Source organism: Kiloniellales bacterium (assembly GCA_030064845.1).
GTDB lineage: Bacteria > Pseudomonadota > Alphaproteobacteria > Kiloniellales > JAKSDN01 > JASJEC01.
This window is the reverse complement of record JASJEC010000074.1, coordinates 1-23,331: the sequence shown is the minus strand read 5'-3', so window position 1 is coordinate 23,331 and position 23,331 is coordinate 1. Positions and strand designations below refer to the sequence as shown.

Below are 23,331 nucleotides of genomic sequence, written 5' to 3'. Positions count from 1 at the left end.
TTTCGACGTCTAGATTGAGATCCTTAACGACCAGGGTTTCGCCGTCGTAGCTCTTCTGCACCCCGTCGAACTTGACGATGATGTCCGAATTTGCGGACGTCATTCAGCCGCTCCCCGTTGTGACCTCCTAAGCAGGGTCCTCTGCCGGGCCCCTTCGCTTCGACGCGACCCTATCTAAATTTCGAGCGAAGTTGGAGTCAAAAATTAGACCGGCGGCAGGGCAGGCCGAATGGGACCGCCGTATATATTTCAAGGACTTCAGCCGGGATCGGCCGGTGGCAAGATGGCTTTCTAGGCCGCGCGCTTCAGGTCGAGCTCGGTCCAAATCTCGACCAGGGCCGCGATCAGGCGGTCCATGTCGCCGTCGCTATGGAGCGGGGTCGGCGTGAGGCGCAGGCGCTCCGTGCCCTTCGCCACCGTGGGATAGTTGATCGGCTGGACATAGAGGCCGTAGCGCTCCAGCAGGGTGTCGGTGACCTGCTTGCAGAGCACGGGGTCGCCGACCAGCACCGGCACGATGTGGCTCTCGGACTCCATGACCGGCAGATTGGCTGCGAGCAGCCGTTCCTTGAGCGTCGCCGCCCGTTCCTGATGCCGCGCCCGCTCATCCTGGCTCTGCTTGAGGTGGCGCACGCTGGCTCGGGCGCCGGCGGCGATCGCCGGGGGCAAGGCCGTGGTGAAGATGAAGCCGGAGGCGTAGCTGCGCACGAAGTCCACCAGGGCCGCCGAAGCGGCAATGTATCCGCCCATGACGCCGTAAGCCTTGCCCAGGGTGCCTTCGATTACGGTCAGGCGGTCCATCAGCCCCTCGCGGTCCGCGATCCCGCCGCCGCGCGGGCCGTACAGGCCGACGGCGTGGACCTCGTCCAGATAGGTCATCGCGCCGTGGGCCTCTGCGACGTCGCAGAACTCACGGATCGGCGCGATATCGCCGTCCATCGAGTAGACCGATTCGAAGGCGACCAGCTTGGCCCGTTCGGGCGCGTAGCGCGAGAGCTGGCGGTCGAGGTCATCCGGATCGTTATGCCGAAAGATGACCTTCTCGGCGCGGCTGTGACGGATCCCCTCGATCATCGAGGCGTGGTTTTCGGCGTCGGACAGCACGACGCAGTCCGGCAGGCGCGCCGCCAGGGTGCCGAGCGCCGCCCAGTTGGAGACGTAGCCCGAGGTGAACAGCAGGGCCGCCTCCTTGCCGTGCAGATCCGCCAGTTCGCGCTCCAGAAGCACGTGGTAGTGATTGGTGCCCGAGATGTTGCGGGTGCCGCCGGCCCCGGCGCCGCAGCGTTCCAGCGCCTCCTGCATGGCCTCGATGACCTTGGGGTTCTGACCCATGCCCAGGTAGTCGTTTGAGCACCAGACGGTCACTTCGCGCGGGTTGTCTGCGCCGTGGTGACGGGCTGCCGGGAAGCTCCCGGCCTGGCGCTCCAGGTCGGCGAACACGCGGTAGCGCCCCTCCCGGCGGAGGCCGGCTATCTGCCGGTTGAAGAAACCTTCGTAATCCATCGAGAACCTTCCTCCACTGCCCCCACCAGTCTTGTCTTGCCGCTTCGGGGCAACGCTTACGGTGTATCCGCCTCGCCAAACCCCGGACTACCTTCCTCGGTTAAGCCACCGACGCCAGCCCTTGCCCGGAAACCCAGCTGGCCGTCTCTTCTAGGGCCCGGCCGAAGCGGTCCAGCAGGGCCTCGATCTCGGTTTCGGTGATGATCAGGGGCGGGCATATGCCGATACTGTCGCCGAGATTGCGCACGATCAGGCCCTCGGCCTGGGCGTTCGCCGAGAAGGCGCCGCCGACCTGGCCGACCGGATCGAAGGCCGCCTTCGTGGCCTTGTCGGCGACCAGCTCCACGGCGGCGATCAGGCCCTTGCCGCGCACCTCGCCGACCAGGGGGTGGTCGGCGAAGCGCCGGAGCCCGTTCTGCAGCTTCGGCGCCACCTGCTGGACGTGGGCGACGATGTCCCGCTCCTCGTATATCTTCAGGGTTTCCAGCGCGACGGCCGCGCTGACCGGGTGCGCGCTGTAGGTGTAGCCGTGGCCGAAGGTGCCGTGCTCCGCTGAGCTGTCGGCCAGGGCTTGGTAGATCCGGTCGGAGATCATCACGGCGGAGATCGGCAGATAGGCCGAGCTCAGCGCCTTGGCCATGGTCATGATGTCGGGCTGGATGCCGAAGGTCTGGCTGCCCCAGAAGCTGCCGGTCCGGCCGAAGCCGCAGATCACCTCGTCGGCGACCAGAAGAACATCGTGCTTTCTCAATACTTTCTGGATCTTGGGCCAGTAGTCGTCCGGTGGCACCACGACGCCGCCCGCGCCCTGCAGCGGCTCGGCGACGAAGGCCGCGACGGTCTCGGGCCCTTCCTCGAGGATCAGCGCCTCCAGCTCCTCGGCCAGCCGGGTGGTGAAGTCGCTCTCGCTCTCGCCGTCCAGGCCGTGGCGGTAGAAGTGCGGACAGCCGGTCTTGAGGAAGCGGCCGCTGGCGGGCAGATCGAAGCCCTCCTGCACATAGGCCATGTGGGTCAGGCTGGCGGCAGCGATGGTGACCCCGTGGTAGCCCCTGAAGCGGCTGATGATCTTCTTGCGCTCCGGCCGGCCCAGGGCGTTGTTGTAGTACCAGATCATCTTGATCATGGTGTCGTTCGCCTCGGAGCCCGAATTGGCGAAGAACACCTTCGACATGGGCACGGGCGCCAGGCCGATTAGGCGCTCGGCGAGGTCGATCGAGACGTCGGCCGTCTTGTGGGCGAAGGCGTGGTAGTAGGGCAGGGTCGACATCTGGCGCTCCGCCGCCTTGACCAGCCGCTTCTCACTGAAGCCCAGCGCGGTGCACCACAGCCCCGACAGCCCCTCGATGTACTCCGTGCCCTGGTCGTCGTAGACATAGACGCCCTTGCCTTTGGCGATCACAAGGGGCCCCTGGGCCTCGTGCTTGCGGGCGTTGGTGTAGGGATGCAGATGATAGGCGACATCCCGGCTCGCTGCGGAGTTTGGCCGCTGGTCCATGACTGGCTCCCTCGGGCTTGAGGCTTCGACGCTTCTACGAAGGTACTCCCTCCCGTGGACCGCGCCAAGCCGTCCGAGCCCGACTTTCCCAAAGCTCCCATGGTCTTGACACCGGTCCGGGGGGCCGCGCCTTGATTTTGGTCAAGCACCGCCGCCGGCGTTGCGCGACCGGGACCCGGCGGACTAGCCTGAGGAAAATCGAAGGACGGGGGGCGCCATGGAGCGACTACTTTTCCGCAATGCGTTGCTCTGGGACGGCGCCGGGGGCGAGCCGCTGGAGGGCGCCCAGGTCCTGGTCGAGGAGGGTCGAATCAAGGAAGTCGCCGACGGCCCGCTCACGGCCGGCGACGCCCGGGAGGTCGACCTCGCCGGCCGGTTCCTGATGCCCGGGCTAATCGACGCCCACTTCCACGCCCTGGCGGCGGACCCCGATATCGGCCGTCTCGACCTCATGCCGCGCTCGCTGATCCACCAGCACGCCCGAGAGATCCTGGAAGGCGCTCTGCAGCGCGGCTTCACGACGGTGCGCGACGCGGGCGGCGCCGACTACGGCCTCGCGATGGCGGTCGAGACCGGCCTGATCAAGGGGCCCCGCCTGTTCTTCTCCGGCAAGGCCCTGTCGCAGACCGGCGGCCACGGCGACTTCCGTCCCTACGAGCAGGCCGGCTACTGCTTCTGCTGCCAGGGGGGCCTCTCGCTGTCGCAGATCGCCGACGGCGTCACCGAGGTGCGCCGAGCGGCCAGGGAGGAGCTGCGCAAGGGCGCGACCCAGATCAAGATCATGGCATCGGGCGGCGTCGCCTCGCCGTCCGACCCGATCTGGAACCTGCAGTATTCGGAAGAGGAGATCCGCGCCGCGGTCTGGGAAGCCCGTTCCTGGAAGACCTATGTCATGGCCCACGTCTACACCGCCGAGGCGATCCGGCGCTGCCTCGAGTACGGGGTCCGCTCGATCGAACACGGCAACCTGATCGACGCGGAGACCGCGGCCTACGCGGCCGAGCGGGGCGCCTTCGTGGTGCCGACCCTGGCGACCTACCAGGCGGCCCACCGCTACGGCCGGGATTCGGGCTTCCCGGAGATCAGCCTGCAGAAGCTGGGCGAGGTCCGGGAGGCCGGCATCCGCGCCCTCGAGGTGCTCAAGTCGGCCGGCGCGAAGACCGCGTTCGGTACCGACCTCCTGGGCAAGATGCACGTTCACCAGCTCAGCGAGTTCAGGATTCGCAGCGAAGTCCTGGGCATCCGGGAGATCCTGCTGTCGGCGACGGCGACCAACGCCGAGCTGCTCAACCGGAGCGGCGAGCTGGGCCGGATCGCCCCGGACGCCCTGGCGGACATGATCGTGCTCGACGGCAATCCGCTCGAGGACCTCTCGGTCTTCGACGGCGAAGGCGAGCGGGTGGTGCTGGTGATGAAGGACGGTGAGATCGTCAAGAATCGGCTGTAGACCGCGGCCTTCCTGGGCCGGGGCAAGGTCCTTGTTCGGGGCCGCCGGCTCGTACTAGGCTACCCGCAAGGGCCCGCCCGAAGCGGGCCGATGCCGGCAAGAACATGCACAGGGAGAGTAAAATGGGCTTCCGTAAGGGACTCTTCGCGGCTTCTGCCGCCCTCATACTGGCCTGCGCCCAAGGCGCGGACGCCAAGACCTTCCGTTGGGCCTTCCAGGGCGATGTCCAGACCATGGACCCCCACGGCCTATTCGAGACCATGACGCTGGGTTTCCAGGACAACATCTTCGAGGCCTTGGTGCGGCGCGACAAGGACATGAACCTGCTGCCCAGCCTGGCCACCAAGTGGGAGAACATCGAGCCCGAGGTCTGGCGATTCACGCTGCGCCAGGGGGTCACGTACCACAACGGCAACGCCTTCAACGCCGACGACGTGCTGTTCTCGGTCGAACGCATCCGCTCCGAGGGATCCGACCTCAAGGTGGTGGCGGGCCTCATCAAAGAGGCCAGGAAGGTCGACGACTACACCGTCGACCTCGTGACCAACGGGCCGAACCCGATCCTGCCGCTGCAGCTCGGCATCTTCTACATCATGGACAAGGAGTGGTCCCAGCAGCACAACGCGGTGACCGCGACCAACGTCAAGGGTGGCGACGAAGGCAACTTCGCCAACCTCAACGCCAACGGGACCGGCCCCTTCATGCTGAGGGAACGCCAGCCCGACGTGAAGACCGTCCTGGTGCCGAACCCCAAGTGGTGGGGCCAGATGGACAGCAACATCAGCGAAGCGATCTTCACCCCGATCGGGCAGGATGCGACCCGTGTGGCCGCGCTGATCGCGGGCGACGTGGACATGGCCTATCCGGTCCCGGTGCAGGACTGGGACCGGCTCGAGTCGGCCGACGGCGTGCAGCCGCTGACCGGCCCCGAGGCGCGTACCATCTTCCTTGGCTTCGACCAGGATCGCGACGAGCTGCTCTATTCCAGCGTCAAGGGTAAGAATCCCTTCAAGGACCAGCGGGTCCGCGAGGCCTTCCTGCTGGCGATCGACATCGAGGCGATCCGCAAGAAGGTGATGCGCGGCGCTTCCTGGCCATCGAACCTCATGGTGGCGCCGCAGATCAACGGCTGGACCAAGGGTCTCAACAACCGTCCGGCCGCCGACGTCTCCAAGGCCAAGCAGCTCATGGCCGATGCCGGTTACGGCAGCGGCTTCGAGGTGACCATGGACTGCCCGAACGACCGCTACGTCAACGACGAGCGGATCTGCCAGGCGGCAGCGTCGATGCTGGCCAAGATCGGCGTCAAGGTGAACGTGCTGGCCCAGACCAAGTCGAAGTACTTCGCCAAGGTGCTGGCCCAGAACAACTATGACACCAGCTTCTTCCTGCTCGGCTGGACGCCGTCGACCTTCGACAGCCACAACCCGATCTCGGCGCTCATGTCTTGCCGTCAAGACGGCAAGGGGCTGTTCAACCTGGGCGGCTACTGCAACAAGCGGGTCACCGAGCTGACCGACATGATCCAGGTCGAGACCGATCCGGCCAAGAGGCAGGCGCTGATCGATGAGGCCTTCAAGATCCACAGCGAAGAGGTCGGCCACATCGCGCTGCACCAGCAGCCGCTGTCCTGGGGCATCAGCACCGGGGTCGACCTGGCCCAGCGTCCCGACAACGTGTTCGACCTGCGCTACGCGGTGGTCAAGTAGCGATAGCGAAACGGCAGAGGGCCCGGTCGCCGTACCGGGCCCTCGCTTCCCTCCTTTGGCCGCCAAGGTCAGGCAAAGCCGATGATCGCCTTTATCGTCCGCCGGCTGCTTCAGTCCATCGTCGTGATGCTGGCCGTCGGATTGATCGCCTTCTCCTTGTTCAACTTCGTCGGCGATCCGATCAACAACATGGTCGGCCAGGACACCTCGCTCGAGGAGCGTGCGGCGCTGCGCGAGCGCCTCGGCCTCAACGACCCCTTCGTCCTCCAGTACGGCCGTTATCTGCTGCGCGCCGCGCAGGGCGACTTCGGCATCTCCTACCGGCACCGGCGGCCGGTCAAGCAGCTGATCGCCGAGCGCCTGCCGGCCACCCTGGAGCTCTCCCTGGTCGCGGCCATCCTGGCGCTCGCCGTCGGCGTGCCCATGGGCGTCTACACGGGACTCCATCGGGAAGGCTTCGTCTCGAAGCTCTTCATGACCATCTCGCTGATCGGAATCTCCCTGCCCACCTTCCTGATCGGCATTCTCCTGATTCTCGTCTTCGGCGTCATGCTCCAGTGGTTGCCGACCTTCGGCCGCGGCGAGGTCGCGGCCTTCGGCTGGTGGACCACCGGCTTCACCACGGCCTCGGGCCTCAAGGCGCTGATCATGCCCTCGATCACGCTGGCGCTGTTCCAGATGACCCTGATCATGCGCCTGGTCCGCTCGGAGATGCTCGAGGTGCTGCGCACCGACTACATCAAGTTTGCAAGGGCCAGGGGCCTGACCGACCGGGCGATCAACTTCGGCCACGCGCTGAAGAACACGCTGGTGCCGGTGATTACGATCACCGGGCTTCAGCTCGGCTCGATCATCGCCTTCGCGATCATCACCGAGAGCGTGTTCCAGTGGCCGGGCATGGGCCTGCTGTTCATCCAGGCGATCAACGAGGTCGATATCCCGGTCATGGCCTCATACCTCATGATGATCTCCTTCTTCTTCGTCACCATCAATCTGATCGTCGACCTGCTCTACTATGCGGTCGACCCGCGTCTCAGGGTCGACAAGCTGGTCGCCGGCGGGCACGGTTAGGATGGCGGCCCAGTCCGACAACGCGCCGGCCGTCGGCCCCTGGGCCCACCTTGTCGACGGTGTCCGGCGCTTCTTCGACAGCGACCTCTGGTACTCCTTCCGCCGCTCGCCGGTCACCGTCGTTGCAGCCCTGATCACGCTAGTCTTCATGGGGTCGGCGCTCTTCGCGCCCCTGGTCGCCCCGCACGATCCCTTCGACCTGGCCCAGGTAGACCTGCTCGACGCCTTCCTGCCGCCCGCCTGGGAAGCCGACGGCGAGCTCCGCTTCCTGCTCGGGACCGACGATCAGGGACGCGGCGTGCTCTCGACCATCATCTACGGCGCGCGCATTTCCCTCGGCGTCGGCTTCGCCTCGGTCGCCTTCGCCATGGTCCTCGGCATCGGTCTCGGGCTGCTCAGCGGCTACCTCGGGGGCACGACCGACGCAGTGATCATGCGGATCGCCGATGTCCAGCTCAGCTTTCCCGCCATCCTGATCGCGCTTCTGATCGACGGCGTGGCGCGCGGCATTATTCCCCGCGACCTGCACGACGATCTCTGGTTCTACGTGCTGGTCTTCGCGATCGGCATCTCCGGTTGGGTGCAGTATGCCCGCACCGTTCGCGGCTCGACCATGATCGAGAAGAACAAGGAGTACGTCCAGGCCGCGCGGGTTATCGGGGTCTCCAAGCTGATGATCATGCTTCGCCACGTCCTGCCCAACGTTATGGGACCGGTGCTGGTGATCGCGACCATCCATCTGGCGATCGCCATCATCACCGAGGCGACCCTGTCGTTCCTCGGCGTCGGCGTGCCGGCCACCTCGCCCTCGCTGGGCACGCTGATCCGGGTCGGCAACGACTTCCTCTTCTCCGGGGAATGGTGGATCACGATCTTCCCGGGCGCCGGCCTCGCGATCCTGGTCCTGGCCGTCAACCTGCTGGGAGACTGGCTGCGCGACGCGCTTAATCCGAAGCTGCGGTGACCCCATGGCCCAGGCGGGAGAAACCGGGAGGCGCAACCAGCCGCTGCTCAAGGTCGAGAACCTGCGCATCGAGATTCCGACCCGGCGCGGGCTGCTGGTCGCGGTCGACGACATCTCCTTCCACATCGACGAGGGCGAGGTCCTGGGCGTGGTCGGCGAGTCGGGGGCCGGCAAGTCGCTGACGGGCGCCGCCATCATCGGCCTGCTGGAACCGCCGGGACGGGTCGCCGGCGGCCGGATCCTGTTCGAGGGCGACCGGATCGACAATCTGCCCTACGAGCGCCTGCGACGGCTGCGCGGCGCCAAGATCGGCATGGTCTTCCAGGATCCGCTGACCAGCCTCAATCCGCTCTACACGGTCGGCCGGCAACTGACCGAGACGATCAGCACCCATACCGGCACCGCCGAACGCAAGGCCCGGGACCGCGCCGTGGAGCTGCTCACCGAGGTCGGCATTCCGGCGCCGGAGCGGCGCATTGATCAGTACCCCCACCAGTTCTCGGGCGGCATGCGCCAGCGCGTCGTGATCGCCCTGGCGCTCGCGGTCAACCCGCGTCTGATTGTCGCCGACGAGCCGACCACCGCGCTCGACGTCTCGATCCAGGCGCAGATCATCTCGCTGCTGAAGCGCCTGTGCCGCGACCACGGGACGGCGGTCATGCTGGTGACCCACGACATGGGGGTGATTGCCGAGACCGCCGACCGGGTCGCCGTCATGTATGCCGGCAGGATCGCCGAAATCGGCCCGGTCGCCGACGTGATCCGCAAGGCCGGGCATCCCTACACCCACGGCCTCATGGGCTCGATCCCGACCGTCGGCCACGAGGTCGAGCGCCTGACCCAGATCGACGGCGCCATGCCGCGGCTGACCGAGATTCCTTCCGGCTGCGCCTTCAACCCGCGCTGCCCCAAGGTCTTCGAGCGCTGCCTCAGCGAGCGGCCGGAGCTGCTGCCCGCCGGAGCGACGGACGCCGCCTGCTGGCTGTTCGACGGCGAGGCGAAAGGGGAGCGGGCCGGTGGCTGAAACCACGGCACCGGAACAGGCCGCGGGCGCCCGGGACCGGGGGGCCGTGCTCGAGGCCCAGGATGTGGCCAAGTTCTTCGATGTCTCTCCTCCCTGGCTGAACCGCGTGATCCAGGGCGAGAAGCGGGCGATCCTCAAGGCGGTCGACGGGGTCAGCTTCACCATTCCCAAGGGCCAGACCTTCAGCCTGGTCGGCGAGTCCGGTTGCGGCAAGTCGACCGTCGCCAGGTTGGTGGTCGGTCTCTACCAGCCGACCCGGGGCCGGATCGTGTTCGAGGGAAACGATCTCAGCCAATTGAAGCGCCAGGAAGAGATCGGGCCGGTGCGCCGGCGGTTTCAGATGATCTTCCAGGACCCCTATGCCAGCCTAAACCCGCGCTGGCGGGTCACCGACATCGTGGCCGAGCCGATCCGTGCCCACCGGCTGATGACCGACAAGCCGGAGATCATTCAGCGGGTCGGTGCACTGCTGCGCCAGGTCGGCCTGGCGCCGGCCGACGGCGAGAAGTTTCCTCACGAGTTCTCCGGCGGCCAGCGCCAGCGCATCTCGATCGCCCGGGCGCTCGCCAGCCAGCCGGACTTCCTGGTCTGCGACGAGCCGACCTCGGCGCTCGACGTTTCGGTCCAGGCTCAGATCCTGAACCTGATGAAGGACCTGCAACGACAGTTCGGCCTGACCTATCTCTTCATCAGCCACGATCTGGCGGTCGTCTACCACATCTCCGATGCGGTCGGCGTCATGTACCTGGGACGCCTCGTCGAGTGGGCTGAGCGGCGCCAGCTCTTCAGCCGGCCCAAGCACCCCTATACCCGCATGCTGCTCGACGCGATCCCGGACCTCGAGATGACCGGCCGGCGGCGCATCCCCGTGGCCGGCGAGGTGCCCAACCCGATCACGCCGCCGCCGGGCTGCCACTTCCACCCGCGCTGCCCGCTGGCCAACGACCGCTGCCGCCAGGAGACGCCGCGCCTCCTGCCGCTGGACGGCGCCGAAGTTGCCTGTCACGCCGCCGAGGAGGGTCGCCTGCCGGAGGTCGCGGTCAAGGGCACGCCGAAGCTGCCGGGAGGGTAGTGCGCGCGTCGAGGAAACTCGCCTGCAGCGGGCAAAGTGCCGTCCCGTCCCTGGGGTCGCCACGAAAACACTTGCCCGTCGCGCGTAAACAGCCCACCATAATCGCGGCGAAGTGCACATCCAAATTCTTGATTAGCGCCAGCGAGTTTTAGAGCCTTTAACGGCCATGGCGTATTTGGTTTAGATCACCGTTCGGGCTGGATGGGTCTCTTCGCCGATTGGGCTGGGGGGCCAACATGAGAAAAGCCCGACCTCAAACGGGCAAGCAGATCCTATTTTGGGATGCTGCGTTTTGGCGACCCCCTTCGGCGGGTCCGCTCCCAACAAAGCAGTCTTTCGACAACCCGGCCTGGCATTCGGCGTTGCCCGCCGAAGGTCGGGCCATGGTCAGATAGAGGAGCGCATATCCAGGATTTCGTACGGCAGCGGACCCTTTTGGGCCATGCGGATCAATCTCCGCGACAAACGGCCAACGATTTTAAGGAAGGGAGCAAGCAAGATGTACGATCGACTTTGGAACAATGTCCTTACAGGTCTCAACGGCCTTGCACTGGCGGCGACGCTCGGTGCTGCATCGCCCGCGGCCGCCCAGCTCATTGGACCGAAACCGGCGGCGGAACTCGGCATTCTGGCCGTCGAATCAAACCCGGGCAGCGCTCAGGAATTGGGGTTCGCGGGTGGCAAGGTCATCACCTATTCAGGCATCGATATCACAAACTTTTCAGCCTTTCAGTGGGGCCTTGCTGAATTCGGCGTGAGCCTTTCTCTCGATGGCGGCTTCGACGGAACAACCGGCGAGACATTGACGTTCAGCCCTGGCTTGTCGCTGCTATCGCAGGGCGTGGCGGTATGGACAGGCAGCAGTCCCATTCGCAATGCGACCAACAGCGGGACCAACGAGGTGGTGATTGAAACCCGGTTTCGAATGACGGTGACGACCTTTGATGGCGGCCTCCCCGTGCCGCTCGATGCGCCGGGTCCCCGGCTCGATATCCTCGCCGAGGGTTTGACCGCATTTCGGGTCAAGTTGGAGACACTCGCTGAAATCGGCACACTGGTCTTCCTCCCCTGTGACCCGTCGGAGGACTCCTTGTTCCAAGGCTTCGGGCCGATGCTGGAGGTCTTCGACTGCGCGACAGACAGTAGCCAGGACGGGCAAGCCTTCACCTCGATCAACACGGGATTCTTCGTCGACGGGGAGGGCGTGCCCGACGGACTGGAGGCGATTCTCGAAGCCCTATCGGTGGCCGAGGCCAAGCTGGATCTCCTAGGCGCCCTCAGCGTCGAGAATCTGAACTTTGTCGGTGAAGACTGGCCCCACCGCTGGAACAGCCTGGGCGCGGAATTCGACACCATCAACAATGCCTCTAACCAAGTGCTGGGTGGAGTTAACTCACTTGAAGCCAAGTTGGATTTCTTGCAGACCGAAATCGGCAACCTGCCGCAGGAAATCCAAGACCGCCTGTCCGATGGCGACGACGATGGCCTGTCCGTCGAGCTGCTGCTGTATCTCTTGGGGTTCCAGATCCCCGGCATTCCGACTCCCGAGGGCGGCCCGCCGATCAGTGCCTTTCCCATGTTCTCCGAGCTTTACAGGTCGCTCGGAAGCATCGAGGAGACTGCCCTTGACCTTAAGGCCAAAGCCGATGCCGTCGAGGCCGAGGTTGGAGGTGTCAGGACGGACATTGACGGTCTTTTTGCCTTGGCCAAGGTCGACGTCGAGATCGTGCAGCAATCGCGGTATGACGAGGACGACCACGCATACAGCAAGGGGCCGACTTTCGTCCTGCTGTCGAGCGAGTCCGGAACGCCGGTCGATGCGGCGGTCACGGACGTGTTCGCGGTCGAGGGTTCGGCGGCTCTCGAGGTCGACTGGGTGGTCACCGTGCTGCGTACCGGGCTGATCCAGCTCAAGGTCGAACTGCCCTGGGCGCTGCGATCGGCCAGGATCTTCATGATCCAGGTTGAGCACGCCGTTGGCCCGAACATGGTCCACGCGGGCAGCGCGCTTGCCAGCTTGGAGCCGACCGACGACTAAGAGCACGCATGCCGTCCGTCGGGCCTCGATTCTTGGAAGGTCTGACGCAGGCGAGAGACGAGTCAGCAGCGCCTCTCGCCTGCAAGGCTTCCGGGTGTGGTCCATGACTCCCTCGCGCGACTCCGGTTCGATCCTGACACGGATCCGAAAAGGGCTGACGGCCGCGGCGCGGTTGGGCGCGTTTCTGTTCGCGGTCTGGCCGACGGCCGCCTTTATGGCAACCTCGGCAAAGGAGCTGCCCAATGGTCGAGCCGACCCGGTCGGTCTTCGGTTGTCCGGGGAGCCGTCGAAAACCGCCGTCCGACCAGCTGGCGATCGCGCCCAAGTCGGTGCGGCGACAGAATCGTCGCCGGCAGGCGCCGGCGGTGGGCGGCTCGACCAAGGATCCGAGAGCGGTTCGACCGGCGACAGCTTGGAGCAACTCCTGCGAGCCACCAGGGATCCGAACTGGAAGAAGCGTTGGGATGCGGTGAACGAGCTGGGGAAGCTCAAGGATCCCAGAGGCATGTCCGCGCTGGTCGAGCGGGCGCTGTACGACGACAACCCCCACCCGCGATGGCGAAGCCTCTGGGCGATCAGCGCGATCGACCGGAAGGGGGTCGACGCGCTCCCCGGCCTCATGGATGCCCTGGAGAATGCAGACCCGAACGTGGCGCACAACGCCGCCATCGCGCTCGCCTACTTCGGCCAGCCGGAGGCCCGCCCCCGTATTCTGAGAACACTAGGCGACCCGCTCGAGTTCCGCCGCTGGGAAGCGGTGTTCAGCTTGCGAAGGCTGGGAAACAAGGAGACCGTGCCCGCACTCCTGCGGCTGCTCAATGGCGGCACGGAGCCCTCGGCCCGCGTCCGGGGAGAGGCGGTCTTGGTGCTCAGCCGGATCGGCGACGAGACCATCGTCCCGACGCTCGTCGAAACCTTGCGCGCGGATGTCAGCCATGAAGTCCGGTGGCGCGCCGCGCTCGCGTTGAAGAGCTTGGCAGACGTCTGCGTGACCGGTCCCTTGCGGGAAGCCCTGTCCTCGGAGACCGATGCCAAGGTCCGCGAGCAGATCGGGGTTGCGCTCGCCGCGGTCGGCCAGCCAGAACGGCATCGCGCGTGTCCGTCCAGGCCCTCGTCCGCCTCGCCTTAGAGCACCTAGAGACGCCGGCCGAAGACCTCGAAGATCTTTTCCCAAGAGGCCTCCGCGGCCGCCTCGGCATAGACCGGCCGGGCCGGGAAGGAGAAGCCGTGCTGGGTGTCGGGGAAAATGTCGATGTCGTGGGCGATCTCGCGCTTGGCCAGGGTCTCGCGCAGCGTGGGGATCACGTTGTCCGGGACCAGCGGATCGTCGGAGGCGAAGCCGAAGTAGAGCTCCGCCGAGATCCTGTCGGTGAGCAGATGGGGCGAGTCGGGTGCGTCGGTCACCAGCCCGACACCGTGCAGCGAGGCGACCGCGCCGACCTGGTCCGGAAAGCGGCCGGCCGCGGCCATGACGTACTGGCCACTCATGCAGTAGCCGATCAGGCCCCTGGGGCCGGGCTTGGCCCGTGGGTGCCGGTCGAGGAAGGCGAGCAGGGCGGCGCCGTCGCGCGCGACCCTCTCGTGGTCCAGGTGCCGCAGGGCTGCTTGGATTACCGCGTTCATGCGCTCGTCGCGCTGGGACAGGTCGAACCGCAGGGTGCCGAGCCGGTAGAACATGTCGGGCAGGAGGCAGAGGTAGCCGGCCTCGGCGATCCGCCGGGCGAAATCGCGCAGCTCCTCGCGGATGCCCGGCGCGTCCATGTAAAGGATTACGGCCGGACGCGGTTCAGCGCCGCCGGGATCGGCTACGAAGGTGGGGATCGGGGCGTCCGAACCGGGAACGTCGACGGTCTGCTGCTGCGCATTCATGAGGCGGGTCCGATTTCTGTGTCGCCGGGGCGGGTCTAGCCCCGCCCGTAGATGTCCTCGAAACGCTCGATGTCGTCCTCCCCCAGATAGTCGCCGGACTGTACCTCGATGATGTGGAGCAACTCATCGCCGGGGTTGTGCAAGCGGTGGATGGCGCCGCGCGGGATGAAGGTGGACTCGTTCCGTTTCAGGGCGAAGACCTCATTGTCCCGGGTCACCTCGGCGGTGCCGCGCACCACGACCCAGTGCTCGGCCCTGTGCTTGTGGCGCTGCAGCGAGATGCTGGCCCCCGGGTTGATGGTCAGGCGCTTGGCCTGGAAACCGTCGCCGGCGTCGATCGTCTCGTAGGAACCCCAGGGTCGGCGCACCTTGGCGTGGACCTGATGCTCCTCGCGGCCGCTCGCTTCGAGGTGGCTGACGATCGCTCGGATGTCCTGGGCACGGTCGCGCGGGCAGACCATCACCGCATCGGTCGTGGCGACCACGATCAGGTTCTCGACGCCGACCGTCGCGAGCAGCTGGGACTCGCTGTGCAGGTAGCTGTTCCGTGTGTCGAGGGCCAGTATGTCGCCGACCCTGGCGTTGCCCTGGGCGTCGGTCTCGGAGACCTGCCAGAGCGAATCCCAGGAGCCCACGTCGCTCCAGCCGATGTCGACCGGGACGATCGCGGCCCGGTCGGTCTTCTCCATAACGGCATGGTCGATCGAGATCGACGGCGCATCGGCGAAAGCCGCCGCGTCGAGGCGCAGGAAGTCCATGTCCCTGGTCGCTCCCTCGACGGCGCTCCGGGCGGCTTCCAGCACGGCGGGGGCGTGGCGCCCGGTCTCCTCCAGCAGGGACTGGGCAGAAAACAGGAACATGCCGCTGTTCCAGGCATAGTCGCCGCTCGCCAGGTAGGCCTCGGCCGTCGCCGCGTCCGGCTTCTCGACGAAGCTCGCCACCCTGAAACAGCCGGGCAGACCCTCGAGGGCCTCGGCGTGTCGGATGTAGCCGTAGCCGGTCTCCGGTCCCTCGGGTGTCACGCCGAAGGTGGCGAGCCAGCCGGCCCGGGCCGCGTCGGCCGCGCGCTCGACGGCGACGGCGAAGGCGTCCTGGTTCGGGATGTGGTGGTCCGAAGGCATGAGCAGCAGCAGCGCGTCGGGCTCTTCGGCCGCGAGATGCAGGGCGGCGACGCAGGCGGCCGGGGCCGTGTTGCGGCCTACCGGCTCCAGCACGATGTCGAGGGAGTCGAGCTCGTGGCTGCGCAGCTCCTCGGCGACCAGAAAGCGGTGCTCGTCGTTGCAGACGATCATCGGCGGGGCGAAGCGCTCCCGCGCGCCGACCCGGTTCATGGTCTGAACGATCAGGCTGACCTCGCCCATCAGAGGGATCAACTGCTTGGGGAGCAGCGCCCGGGAGAGAGGCCAGAGGCGGGTGCCCGCGCCGCCGGAGAGAATCACCGGATGGATCATCGCCTTGTCGACCAAGAAGGGGGCTCCTTTGCGTTGCGGGGGCCGCCTTTGGGGAGGCTTCGACCCGGTTCTCTGCGGACGCTTCTCCTGCCAGGCGGCCGGCGTCCCATATCCGTTATTCTAGCGTTACGGCGCGATTAAAGGCCACCCACGGCGTCGGCAGTTGTCCGGCCTGGGCGAAGCCTCTACCTTTCCCTAAAGAGCCGCAGGGAGAAGGGGGAGGACATGCCGGTCATCAACCGTATTGCCGAGTTCCACGACGAGATGGCCGCCTGGCGGCGCGACATCCACGCCCACCCCGAGACCGCCTTCGAGGAGCACCGCACCGCCGACTTCGTGGCGGCGCGCCTGGACGACTTCGGCATCGAGGTCCACCGCGGCCTGGCCGGCACCGGCGTGGTCGGCGTGCTCAAAGGTCGCAAGGACGGCGGTCGGTCGATCGGCCTGCGGGCCGACCTCGACGCGCTGCACATCCAGGAACTCAACGACTTCGCGCACAAATCGAGACATCAGGGCAAGATGCACGCCTGCGGCCACGACGGCCACACCGCGATGCTGCTGGGGGCCGCCAAGTACCTTTCGGAGACCCGCAACTTCGACGGCACGGTCTGCTTCATCTTCCAGCCCGCCGAGGAGAACGAGGGCGGCGGCCGGGTCATGGTCGAGGAGGGTTTGTTCGACAAGTTTCCGGTCGAGGCGGTCTACGGCCTGCACAATCAGCCGGGGCGGCCGGTCGGCGAGATCGGCCTGCGCGCCGGCCCGGCCATGGCGGCCTTCAATATCTTTGAGATCACGGTGACCGGGAAGGGGTCGCACGCCGCCATGCCTTACCAGGGCATCGACCCCGTCGTGGTCGCCAGCCAGATCGTCACGGCCCTGCAGACCATCGTCAGCCGGAGGGTCGATCCGATCGACACGGCCGTGCTCAGCGTCACCCAGTTCCACGCCGGCGATACCTGGAACGTCATCCCCAACGAGGCCGTGCTGCGCGGCACGACCCGGGCCTTCAAGCCGGAGGTGGCCGACATGATCGAGGCCGACATCCGCCGGCTCTGCGACGGCATCGCCGGCGCCCACGGCGCCGAGGCCCAGGTCCGCTACGAGACCCGTTATCCGGCCCTGGTGAACAGCGAGAAGGAGAGCCGCTTTGCCGCCACGGTGGCGGCCGAGGTGGTCGGCGCCGAGCGGGTCGAAGCCGACGCCGAGCCGCTGATGGGCTCCGAGGACTTCGCCTTCATGCTGCAGGAGAGGCCGGGCTGCTACATCTGGCTCGGCAACGGCGACAAGGGCGGCCCCGGCGGCTGCGCGGTGCACAACCCGCACTACGACTTCAACGACGAGGCCGCGATCGTCGGCGCCAGCTACTGGGCGACCCTGGTCGAGAAGGCCTTGCCGCGGGACGGCTGATCAGTCCCGCTCCAGGATCGCGCGCGGGTCGAGCGCGTCCTGGAGGCCGTCGCCGAGAAAGTTGAAGGCGATCACGGTCACGAAGATCAAGAGGCCCGGCCAGACCGCCAGCATGGGTGCGTCCCAGATCAGCTCCTGGGCGCCGGTCAGCATGTTGCCCCAGGAGGGGATCGGCGGCTGGATGCCGAGGCCCAGGAAGCTGAGCACCGACTCCAGCAGGACGATGTTGCCGATCGAGAGCGTGGTCGCGACGATGATTGGCGAGACCACGTTGGGCAGGATGTGGCGGACCATGATCCGGAAGCCGCCGGCGCCCAGCGCGTGGGCGGCGCGGACGAACTCCCGCTCGCGCATCGAGAGGGTGTTGCCGCGCACCAGGCGCGCCACCGTGGTCCAGCCGACCAGGGCGATCAGCACGACGATGCGGTAGAAGCTGGCGTTTTCGGACTCCGCCCAGCTCTGGGGCAGCCCCAGCTTGTTGAGGTCGATAGCGGCCAAGACGATCAGGAGCGGCAGCAGCGGCAAGGCGATCACGCCGTCGGTCAGGCGCATCAGCAGGCCGTCGAGCCAGCCGCCGTAGTAGCCCGCCAGGATGCCGATCACCGTGCCGATCACGGCCGCGCAGAGCGCGGCGGCGATCCCGGCCAGGAGGGAGATCCGGCCGCCGTAGAGCAGCCGCACCAGGAGGTCGCGGCCGAGTTCGTCGGTACCGAGGGGGTGCGCCGCCGAAGGCGGCTGCTTGATGTTGAAGAGGTCGACCGCCTGGCCGTCGACGCCGAGCAGAGCCTCGACCAGGGGCGCGGCCAGCACCGCGAGCGCCAGCAGGACCAGCCCCAGGAGGCTCGCCACCGCCACGCCGTGGCGCAGGAAGCGGCGCCGGAGCAGGCGGCCGGGCGAGAGCGAGGGCCCGAGGACCGCCGCGCTCTCTGCCGCCAGCCGGCTGTCTCCGGGCCCGCTCATCGGTAGCTGATCCGGGGGTCGAGCCAGGTGTAGCAGAGGTCGGCCAGTAGGTTGGCCAGCAGGGTGACGAGGGTGGCGAAGAGCAGGCCGACCAGCGCCAGGTTGTAGTCGTTGCCCATGATGGCGTCGTAGATCGTCTTGCCCATGCCGAGCCAGCCGAACATGGTCTCGGTGATCAGCGCCCCGGAGAACAGCGTGCCGAAGTTGAGCGCCAGGATCGTGGTCACCGGGATCATGGCGTTGCGCAGCACGTGGCCGAGGACGATGCGGGCGGAGCCCAGGCCCTTGGCCCGCGCCGTGCGGACGTAGTCCTGGCGCAGCGCCTCGATCATGGCGGCGCGCACGAAGCGGATGATGCCGCCGACCGTGACCAGGGTGAGCGCCAGCACGGGCAGCACCGCGTGTTCTAGCCGCGCGAGGAAACCGCCGCCGCCCTCCATCCCCATGCCGCCGGCCGGCAGCCAGCCCAGGATCACGGCGAAGAGGATGATCAGCAGGATGGCGAGCCAGAAGGGCGGCACGGAGATGCCGGCGAAGGCGACCATGTTGACCCCGTGGTCGAGCGCGGAACGGGGCCTGAGCGCCGCGACGATGCCCGCGGGCAGGGCGAGCGCCAGGGCGAAGAGAAAGCTGAGGCCCATCAGCAGCGTGGTGTTCCAGAGGCGCGGCGCCAGGACGTCGAGCACCGGCTCGGCGAAGAGCCGGGAGTACCCGAAATCGCCGGTCAGCGCGGCGCTCAGCCAGGCGCCGTAGCGCTGCAGCAGCGGCTGGTCGAGCCCGTAGACCGCGCGCAGGCGCTCCGCGTCGGCCGGCGTCAGGTCCGGGTTCGCCGTGATCATGAGGTCGATCGGGTCGCCCGGCATGAGCCCGATCAGGCCGTAGATCACGAAGGACATGATCAGCAGGACGACCGCCGACTCGAAGAGGCGCTGGGCGATGTAGGTCAGCATTCAGTTCACGTGGGCCAATACCGTGACGACCATTCTTGTCACCCTCGGGCTTGACCCGAGGGTCCAGGGCCCTGGAGCAGATCGTGATTGAGTGGACTCGCCCGGGGCGATCCATTCAATCGCGTGAATCTGCTCTAACTCTAGGATGTAGAGCGGATTCACATGTTTGGCCGAAACCATGAGTGGTTCCGACCCAAACATGATCCGCTCTAAAACCGCAATCACGACCTAGATTGCCGGGTCAAGCCCGGCAATGACAAGGAAGACTGTTGTTTCCTACTCCGCCGCGCGGCGCCATTCCTCGACCCAGTGGGTTGTGGTGTACTGATGGCCGGTCGCACGGAGGCCCTTGAGCCACTTCGGCAGGATGTAGGGCTCGGCGCGCCAGTAGAGCGGCAGCGCCGGCAGGTCGCGCACGTAGATCGCCTGCATGCGGTGCCAGAGCGCCCGGCGCTTCTCGCGGTCCAGCTCGCGCTCCATCTTGTCCAGGATCTCGTCCATCTCCGGGTTGACGTAGCCCGGGTAGTTCTGGCCGGCCCAGCCGTTCTCCTCGGCCGGGATCATGGTCGAGTGCAGCGTAGTCCAGGGCACGTTCTCCGGACTCGACAGCCAGGCGTACATCCCGAGGGCGGGGAACTTCCGCTTGGTCATGGTCTGGCCGAAGAAGACCCGGGCCGGCTCGTTGCGGATCCGCATGTCGATGCCGACCTTGCGCCACTGGCTCTGCAGGACCTGCTGGACCAGCTCGCGGATACGGTTGCCGGCGGTGGTCATGATCTCGAGGGTCAGCTTCTCGCCCGCCGCGTTGTGGCGGATGCCGCCCTTCTTGACGCTCCAGCCCGCCTCGTCCAGGAGGGCCTCCGCCTTGTCGGGGTCGTGCGCGTAGACCGGGATGTCCGGATCGTGCACCCAGTCGAGGGGCGAGACCGAGCCGTGGGCCGGCGGCTGCTTGCCGTCGAAGAGGCGCTCGCTGATCGCGTCGCGATCGATCGCGTGGATCAGGGCGCGGCGCACCCGCTCGTCCTGCAGGATCGGGTTGTCCCGGTTCAGGTCGATGTGCTCGTAGATCAGCCCGGCCTTGTAGGAGACCGCGTACTTCTGGCCGTGGCGTTTCTCGAAGGCGATCGCCTGGTCGACCGAGAGCCCGAGCTCGCCAGCCACCATGTCGACCGCGCCGGACAGCAAGTTGGCCTCCAGCGCCGCCGTGTTCTGGATCGCCCGTACGACGATGCGGTCGAAGGCGGGCGGCGCGCCGTACCAGGTCGGGTTCTTCTCCAGCGCCAGGTGCGAGCCCTTGACCACCTCGACGATGCGATAGGGGCCGTAGTAGAGGCCGGGGTTGGTCGGGTCGCTGTCGTAGGTCGTGCGGTTGCGGTACTCGGCCGGACCGGCGTCGAAGATCGCCTCCTCGAGGTGCGCCGGCAGGATGCGGAAGTCGTTGATCGCGTTGTATTCGTAGGTGATGCGGTCGACGTGGAGCGTAAAGGTCTTCGCGTCGGCCACGTCGATCTTGAGAAGTCGGTTGAAGAGTTCCGCGTTACCCACGCCCGATTGAGGGTGGCGGCCGAACTTCCAGGTGAAGAGCACGTCATTTGTCGTGACCGGCGTGCCGTCGCCCCAGGTCGCCTCCGGCTGGATCGTGTAGGTCAGTGCGATGCCTTCGCCGCCGTCCGCCAGCGCCTGCCTCTTCGCCAGGCCGTTCTCCAGGGTCGGCAGTTCGGTGCAGAGCATGCAAGCCAGTTCCCAGTCGTGGTCGAAGATGGTGAAGGGCCGCCGCGCCATGGCCAGCACGTAGCTCTTGGCCAGCATGGAGTCGATCGCCGGATGCAGGGTCGAGGGGAACTGGGTCATCCCGATCTTGAGCTCGCCGTCTTGGGCGCGCGCGCCCGCGGCCGGCGCCAGCAGGCCGAGGGTCATGAAGACTGCAAGGAGAAAGCGCATCATTCTCTTCCGATCGAGTCTCATCCGAATCGCCGGGCGATCCTACTCAAGCGGAGCGGGCTTGCCCACGAAACTCGACACCGAGCCCCATCGTGACCCGCCCGGTCCCCGCGGGAACGCGAGAGTCCAAAGGCGCCCAGCGCGGCTTGAACGCCGGAGGCTTCCTGCCTAGAGTCTCGGTCGCTCCGAAGAAGCCCGCCGCATCCTGCAGGGGGCCATGAACATCCGACCGCGATCTTCCGCAAGCCGCGTCTTGAAACGAAGGAGGATGGAGATGCGTGTATTCACCTCTGGCCTCGTGGCCGCTTCGCTCGCCCTGTGCGCGGCAGCGTCGGCCAGGGCCGATACCTCCGACGTCCAGTGGCGCTCCAAGGCGGTGCTGGCCAAGGCTGGGCCGCACTGCGCGGACGATCCCAACTGCTTCAACCGCTACCACCCTGAAATCAAGCCGGTGCTCGAGGTCAACCCGGAGGACTTCATCACCATCGAGACCCGGGACGCGCTGGACAGCGATCTGACCTGGGACTCCAACGCCGACGACGTCACGGCGCTCGACCTCAACCTCGTGCACCCCATGACGGGGCCGATCTATGTGCGCGGCGCCGAGCGCGGCGACGTCCTGGCCGTGACGCTGATCGACGTCGAGCCAGACGATTTCGGCTACACGGTGATCGTGCCTGGCTTCGGTTTCCTGCGCGACATGTTCCCCGAGCCCCATTTCGTCGCCTGGAAGCTCTCACGCCGCGGCGCCACCTCGGAGCAGATGCCCGGCGTCCACATTCCCTTCGCGCCCTTCCTGGGATCGGTCGGCGTCCTACCGGGCCCCGAGGAGATCCGCGAGTGGCTGGCCCGCGAGCGCGCCCTCGACGAGGCGGGCGGCATCGCCCTGATGCCGCAGCCGCTTGGCGCGCTGCCCAAGCAGGTCTGCGGACCGATCGGCAGCTTCAAGGACGAGTGCCTGCGCACCATTCCGCCGCGCGAGAACGGCGGCAACATGGACGTGAAGCAGATGCAGGTCGGCACCACGCTCTACCTGCCGTGCTTCGTCGAGGGCTGCGGTCTCTTCGCCGGCGACGTGCACTTCGCCCAGGGCGACGGCGAGGTCTCTGGCACGGCGATCGAGATGGGCGCGACAGTGACCGTTCAGGTCGAGGTGCTCAAGGGCAAGGGCAAGGATGTCACCTCGCCGCACTTCTCCGGCGGCGCGCAGCTGAAGGCCCTGGCGCCGACCGAGTTCTACGCGACGCTCGGTTTTCCGCTCAAGGCCAAGGGCATGATCCCGCCCTACGTCGCCTACCTCGACTCCAAGAAGATCATGAACCTGGAGAACCTCTCCGAGGACCTGACCCTGGCCGCACGCAACGCCCTGGTCGACATGATCGACTACCTGGTGCGCGAGCACGGCCTGACGCGGGAGCAGGCCTACGTGCTGTGCAGCGTCGCCGTCGATCTGCGTATCGGCCAGATGGTCGACGTGCCGAACTACACGGTCTCGGCGATCCTGCCGCTCAACGTCTTCCGAGCGGGACCGGAATAAGGCCGTGGACCGCCGCCTTCTGCTGCGTGCGGCGCTGCTCGGCGGCGCGGCCCTGCTGCTTCAGGGGCACACGCCCTATCGGCAGTGGGTCGCCTACCGCAAGCGCCGGCTGCTGATCGGCTCGAGCAAGGCCGATCCGGCGAGCTACCGCCTGTCCAAGCAGGTCGCGGAGACCCTGATCACGCACCTGCCGGCCAGCCGGGCCCGCGCCAGCCGGGCGCCCAACCCCTGGCGCCTGGCGAGCCTCCTGGCCACCGCCCAGCTCGACGTCGGGATCCTGGCGGCGGAGGACGCCGCAGCCCTGGCGGCGGGGCGCGCGCCGCTCGACGATTTCGGCGGCCTCGACCTGCGCGCGCTGTTCGGCTTCGAGGGGTATCTCCTGGTCAGCCGGCCCGACTTTCCGGAGCGGCACGCCTACCTCGTCAGCGAGACCCTGGCGCGTCACGGCGGCGCGCTGCCGGGCGCCCGCCTGGCCGGTTCGTCGGACGGGGCGATCCCCCTCCATCCGGGCTCGCGGGCCTACGGAGAAGGCCGCCCGCCGCCGCCCGGTCCGGAGTAACTCAGCGTCCCGCGGCGATGTCGTCGCTGGTCTTGCCGCCGCGCCGCGCCGACCAGTCTTCGGGGTCCTCCAGGAAGGCGCGCACTTCGCGGGCGGCGCTCTTCGAGAGATAGCCCTGCTGTTCCGCGGCCTCGAGGGCGTCCCACCAGGTGGCCAGCCCGTGCAGCGTGACGCCGCGCTCGGCCAGCGCCGCGACCGACTGGGGAAAGATGCCGTAGTGGAAGATCACCAGGCAGTGGGCGACCTCCGCGCCCGCGGTCCTGAGCGCCTCGACGAAGTTGAGCTTCGAGCCGCCGTCGGTCGCCAGGTCCTCGACCAGTAGCACCCGCGCGCC

19 protein-coding genes are annotated in these 23,331 nt (G+C 67.1%); 11 read left to right on the top strand and 8 right to left on the bottom strand.

Going from position 1 to position 23,331, the window contains the following annotated elements; genetic code table 11:
• Positions 1-291 precede the first annotated feature (291 nt).
• Positions 292-1,503: a 5-aminolevulinate synthase gene (gene hemA, locus QNJ67_19515; protein MDJ0611173.1), complete on the bottom strand. Its 1,212-nt coding sequence runs from the start codon at positions 1,501-1,503 to the stop codon at positions 292-294.
• 100 nt (positions 1,504-1,603) lie between these two features.
• Positions 1,604-2,998, bottom strand: coding sequence for an aspartate aminotransferase family protein (locus QNJ67_19510; protein ID MDJ0611172.1), 1,395 nt, complete (start codon positions 2,996-2,998; stop codon positions 1,604-1,606).
• Between the two features lie 217 nt (positions 2,999-3,215).
• Here QNJ67_19510 and QNJ67_19505 point away from each other — a divergent pair, with 217 nt between their 5' ends.
• The 8 genes from QNJ67_19505 (at position 3,216) to QNJ67_19470 (ending at position 13,452) form a co-directional block, all read left to right on the top strand.
• Entirely contained in the window at positions 3,216-4,445 is a 1,230-nt protein-coding gene (locus QNJ67_19505) for an amidohydrolase family protein (GenBank protein MDJ0611171.1), read from the top strand.
• Between the two features lie 122 nt (positions 4,446-4,567).
• Positions 4,568-6,154, top strand: coding sequence for an ABC transporter substrate-binding protein (locus QNJ67_19500; protein MDJ0611170.1), 1,587 nt, complete (start codon positions 4,568-4,570; stop codon positions 6,152-6,154).
• An 81-nt stretch (positions 6,155-6,235) separates the two neighbouring features.
• Positions 6,236-7,225 carry an ABC transporter permease gene (locus tag QNJ67_19495; GenBank protein MDJ0611169.1) on the top strand — a complete coding sequence of 330 codons (990 nt, stop codon included), beginning with the start codon at positions 6,236-6,238 and terminating at the stop codon, positions 7,223-7,225.
• Position 7,226: 1 nt separating this feature from the next.
• A complete protein-coding gene (locus QNJ67_19490; GenBank protein ID MDJ0611168.1) occupies positions 7,227-8,189 on the top strand; it encodes an ABC transporter permease in 963 nt (320 codons plus the stop codon).
• 4 nt (positions 8,190-8,193) lie between these two features.
• Positions 8,194-9,213, top strand: coding sequence for an ABC transporter ATP-binding protein (locus tag QNJ67_19485; GenBank protein MDJ0611167.1), 1,020 nt, complete (start codon positions 8,194-8,196; stop codon positions 9,211-9,213).
• Positions 9,206-10,285 (top strand): ATP-binding cassette domain-containing protein, encoded by a 1,080-nt coding sequence (locus QNJ67_19480; protein ID MDJ0611166.1) that lies wholly within the window; start codon positions 9,206-9,208, stop codon positions 10,283-10,285. The genes QNJ67_19485 and QNJ67_19480 overlap by 8 nt, the downstream gene beginning before the upstream one ends.
• Positions 10,286-10,784: 499 nt before the next feature.
• Positions 10,785-12,323 carry a hypothetical protein gene (locus tag QNJ67_19475; protein ID MDJ0611165.1) on the top strand — a complete coding sequence of 513 codons (1,539 nt, stop codon included), beginning with the start codon at positions 10,785-10,787 and terminating at the stop codon, positions 12,321-12,323.
• Between the two features lie 103 nt (positions 12,324-12,426).
• On the top strand, positions 12,427-13,452 hold the full coding sequence (locus QNJ67_19470) for a HEAT repeat domain-containing protein (GenBank protein MDJ0611164.1): 1,026 nt from the start codon (positions 12,427-12,429) through the stop codon (positions 13,450-13,452).
• Positions 13,453-13,457: 5 nt separating this feature from the next.
• Here QNJ67_19470 and QNJ67_19465 read toward each other — a convergent pair whose 3' ends face one another.
• Both QNJ67_19465 and QNJ67_19460 read right to left on the bottom strand, forming a co-directional pair.
• On the bottom strand, positions 13,458-14,192 hold the full coding sequence (locus tag QNJ67_19465) for a dienelactone hydrolase family protein (GenBank protein MDJ0611163.1): 735 nt from the start codon (positions 14,190-14,192) through the stop codon (positions 13,458-13,460).
• Between the two features lie 35 nt (positions 14,193-14,227).
• Positions 14,228-15,658, bottom strand: a complete 1,431-nt coding sequence (locus QNJ67_19460) for a mannose-1-phosphate guanylyltransferase/mannose-6-phosphate isomerase (protein MDJ0611162.1) — start codon at positions 15,656-15,658, stop codon at positions 14,228-14,230.
• 210 nt (positions 15,659-15,868) lie between these two features.
• Between QNJ67_19460 and QNJ67_19455 the strand changes: the two genes are divergently transcribed.
• The gene (locus tag QNJ67_19455) at positions 15,869-17,050 is read left to right on the top strand and encodes a M20 aminoacylase family protein (protein ID MDJ0611161.1); all 1,182 of its coding nucleotides are present in this window, start codon (positions 15,869-15,871) and stop codon (positions 17,048-17,050) included.
• On the opposite strand, the gene QNJ67_19450 is transcribed toward QNJ67_19455, so the two are convergent.
• The 3 genes from QNJ67_19450 to QNJ67_19440 all read right to left on the bottom strand — a co-directional run bounded on the left by QNJ67_19450 (position 17,051) and on the right by QNJ67_19440 (position 20,904).
• Positions 17,051-18,010 carry an ABC transporter permease gene (locus QNJ67_19450; protein ID MDJ0611160.1) on the bottom strand — a complete coding sequence of 320 codons (960 nt, stop codon included), beginning with the start codon at positions 18,008-18,010 and terminating at the stop codon, positions 17,051-17,053.
• Positions 18,007-18,960, bottom strand: a complete 954-nt coding sequence (locus QNJ67_19445) for an ABC transporter permease (GenBank protein ID MDJ0611159.1) — start codon at positions 18,958-18,960, stop codon at positions 18,007-18,009. The genes QNJ67_19450 and QNJ67_19445 overlap by 4 nt, the downstream gene beginning before the upstream one ends.
• Before the next feature lie 276 nt (positions 18,961-19,236).
• Positions 19,237-20,904, bottom strand: coding sequence for a peptide ABC transporter substrate-binding protein (locus tag QNJ67_19440; GenBank protein ID MDJ0611158.1), 1,668 nt, complete (start codon positions 20,902-20,904; stop codon positions 19,237-19,239).
• A gap of 271 nt (positions 20,905-21,175) precedes the next feature.
• Here QNJ67_19440 and QNJ67_19435 point away from each other — a divergent pair, with 271 nt between their 5' ends.
• Positions 21,176-22,438, top strand: a complete 1,263-nt coding sequence (locus QNJ67_19435) for an acetamidase/formamidase family protein (GenBank protein MDJ0611157.1) — start codon at positions 21,176-21,178, stop codon at positions 22,436-22,438.
• A 4-nt stretch (positions 22,439-22,442) separates the two neighbouring features.
• The gene (locus QNJ67_19430; GenBank protein ID MDJ0611156.1) at positions 22,443-22,997 is read left to right on the top strand and encodes a hypothetical protein; all 555 of its coding nucleotides are present in this window, start codon (positions 22,443-22,445) and stop codon (positions 22,995-22,997) included.
• Position 22,998: 1 nt separating this feature from the next.
• Here QNJ67_19430 and QNJ67_19425 read toward each other — a convergent pair.
• On the bottom strand, positions 22,999-23,331 hold a 333-nt coding region (locus QNJ67_19425), incomplete at its 5' end, for an orotate phosphoribosyltransferase (GenBank protein MDJ0611155.1).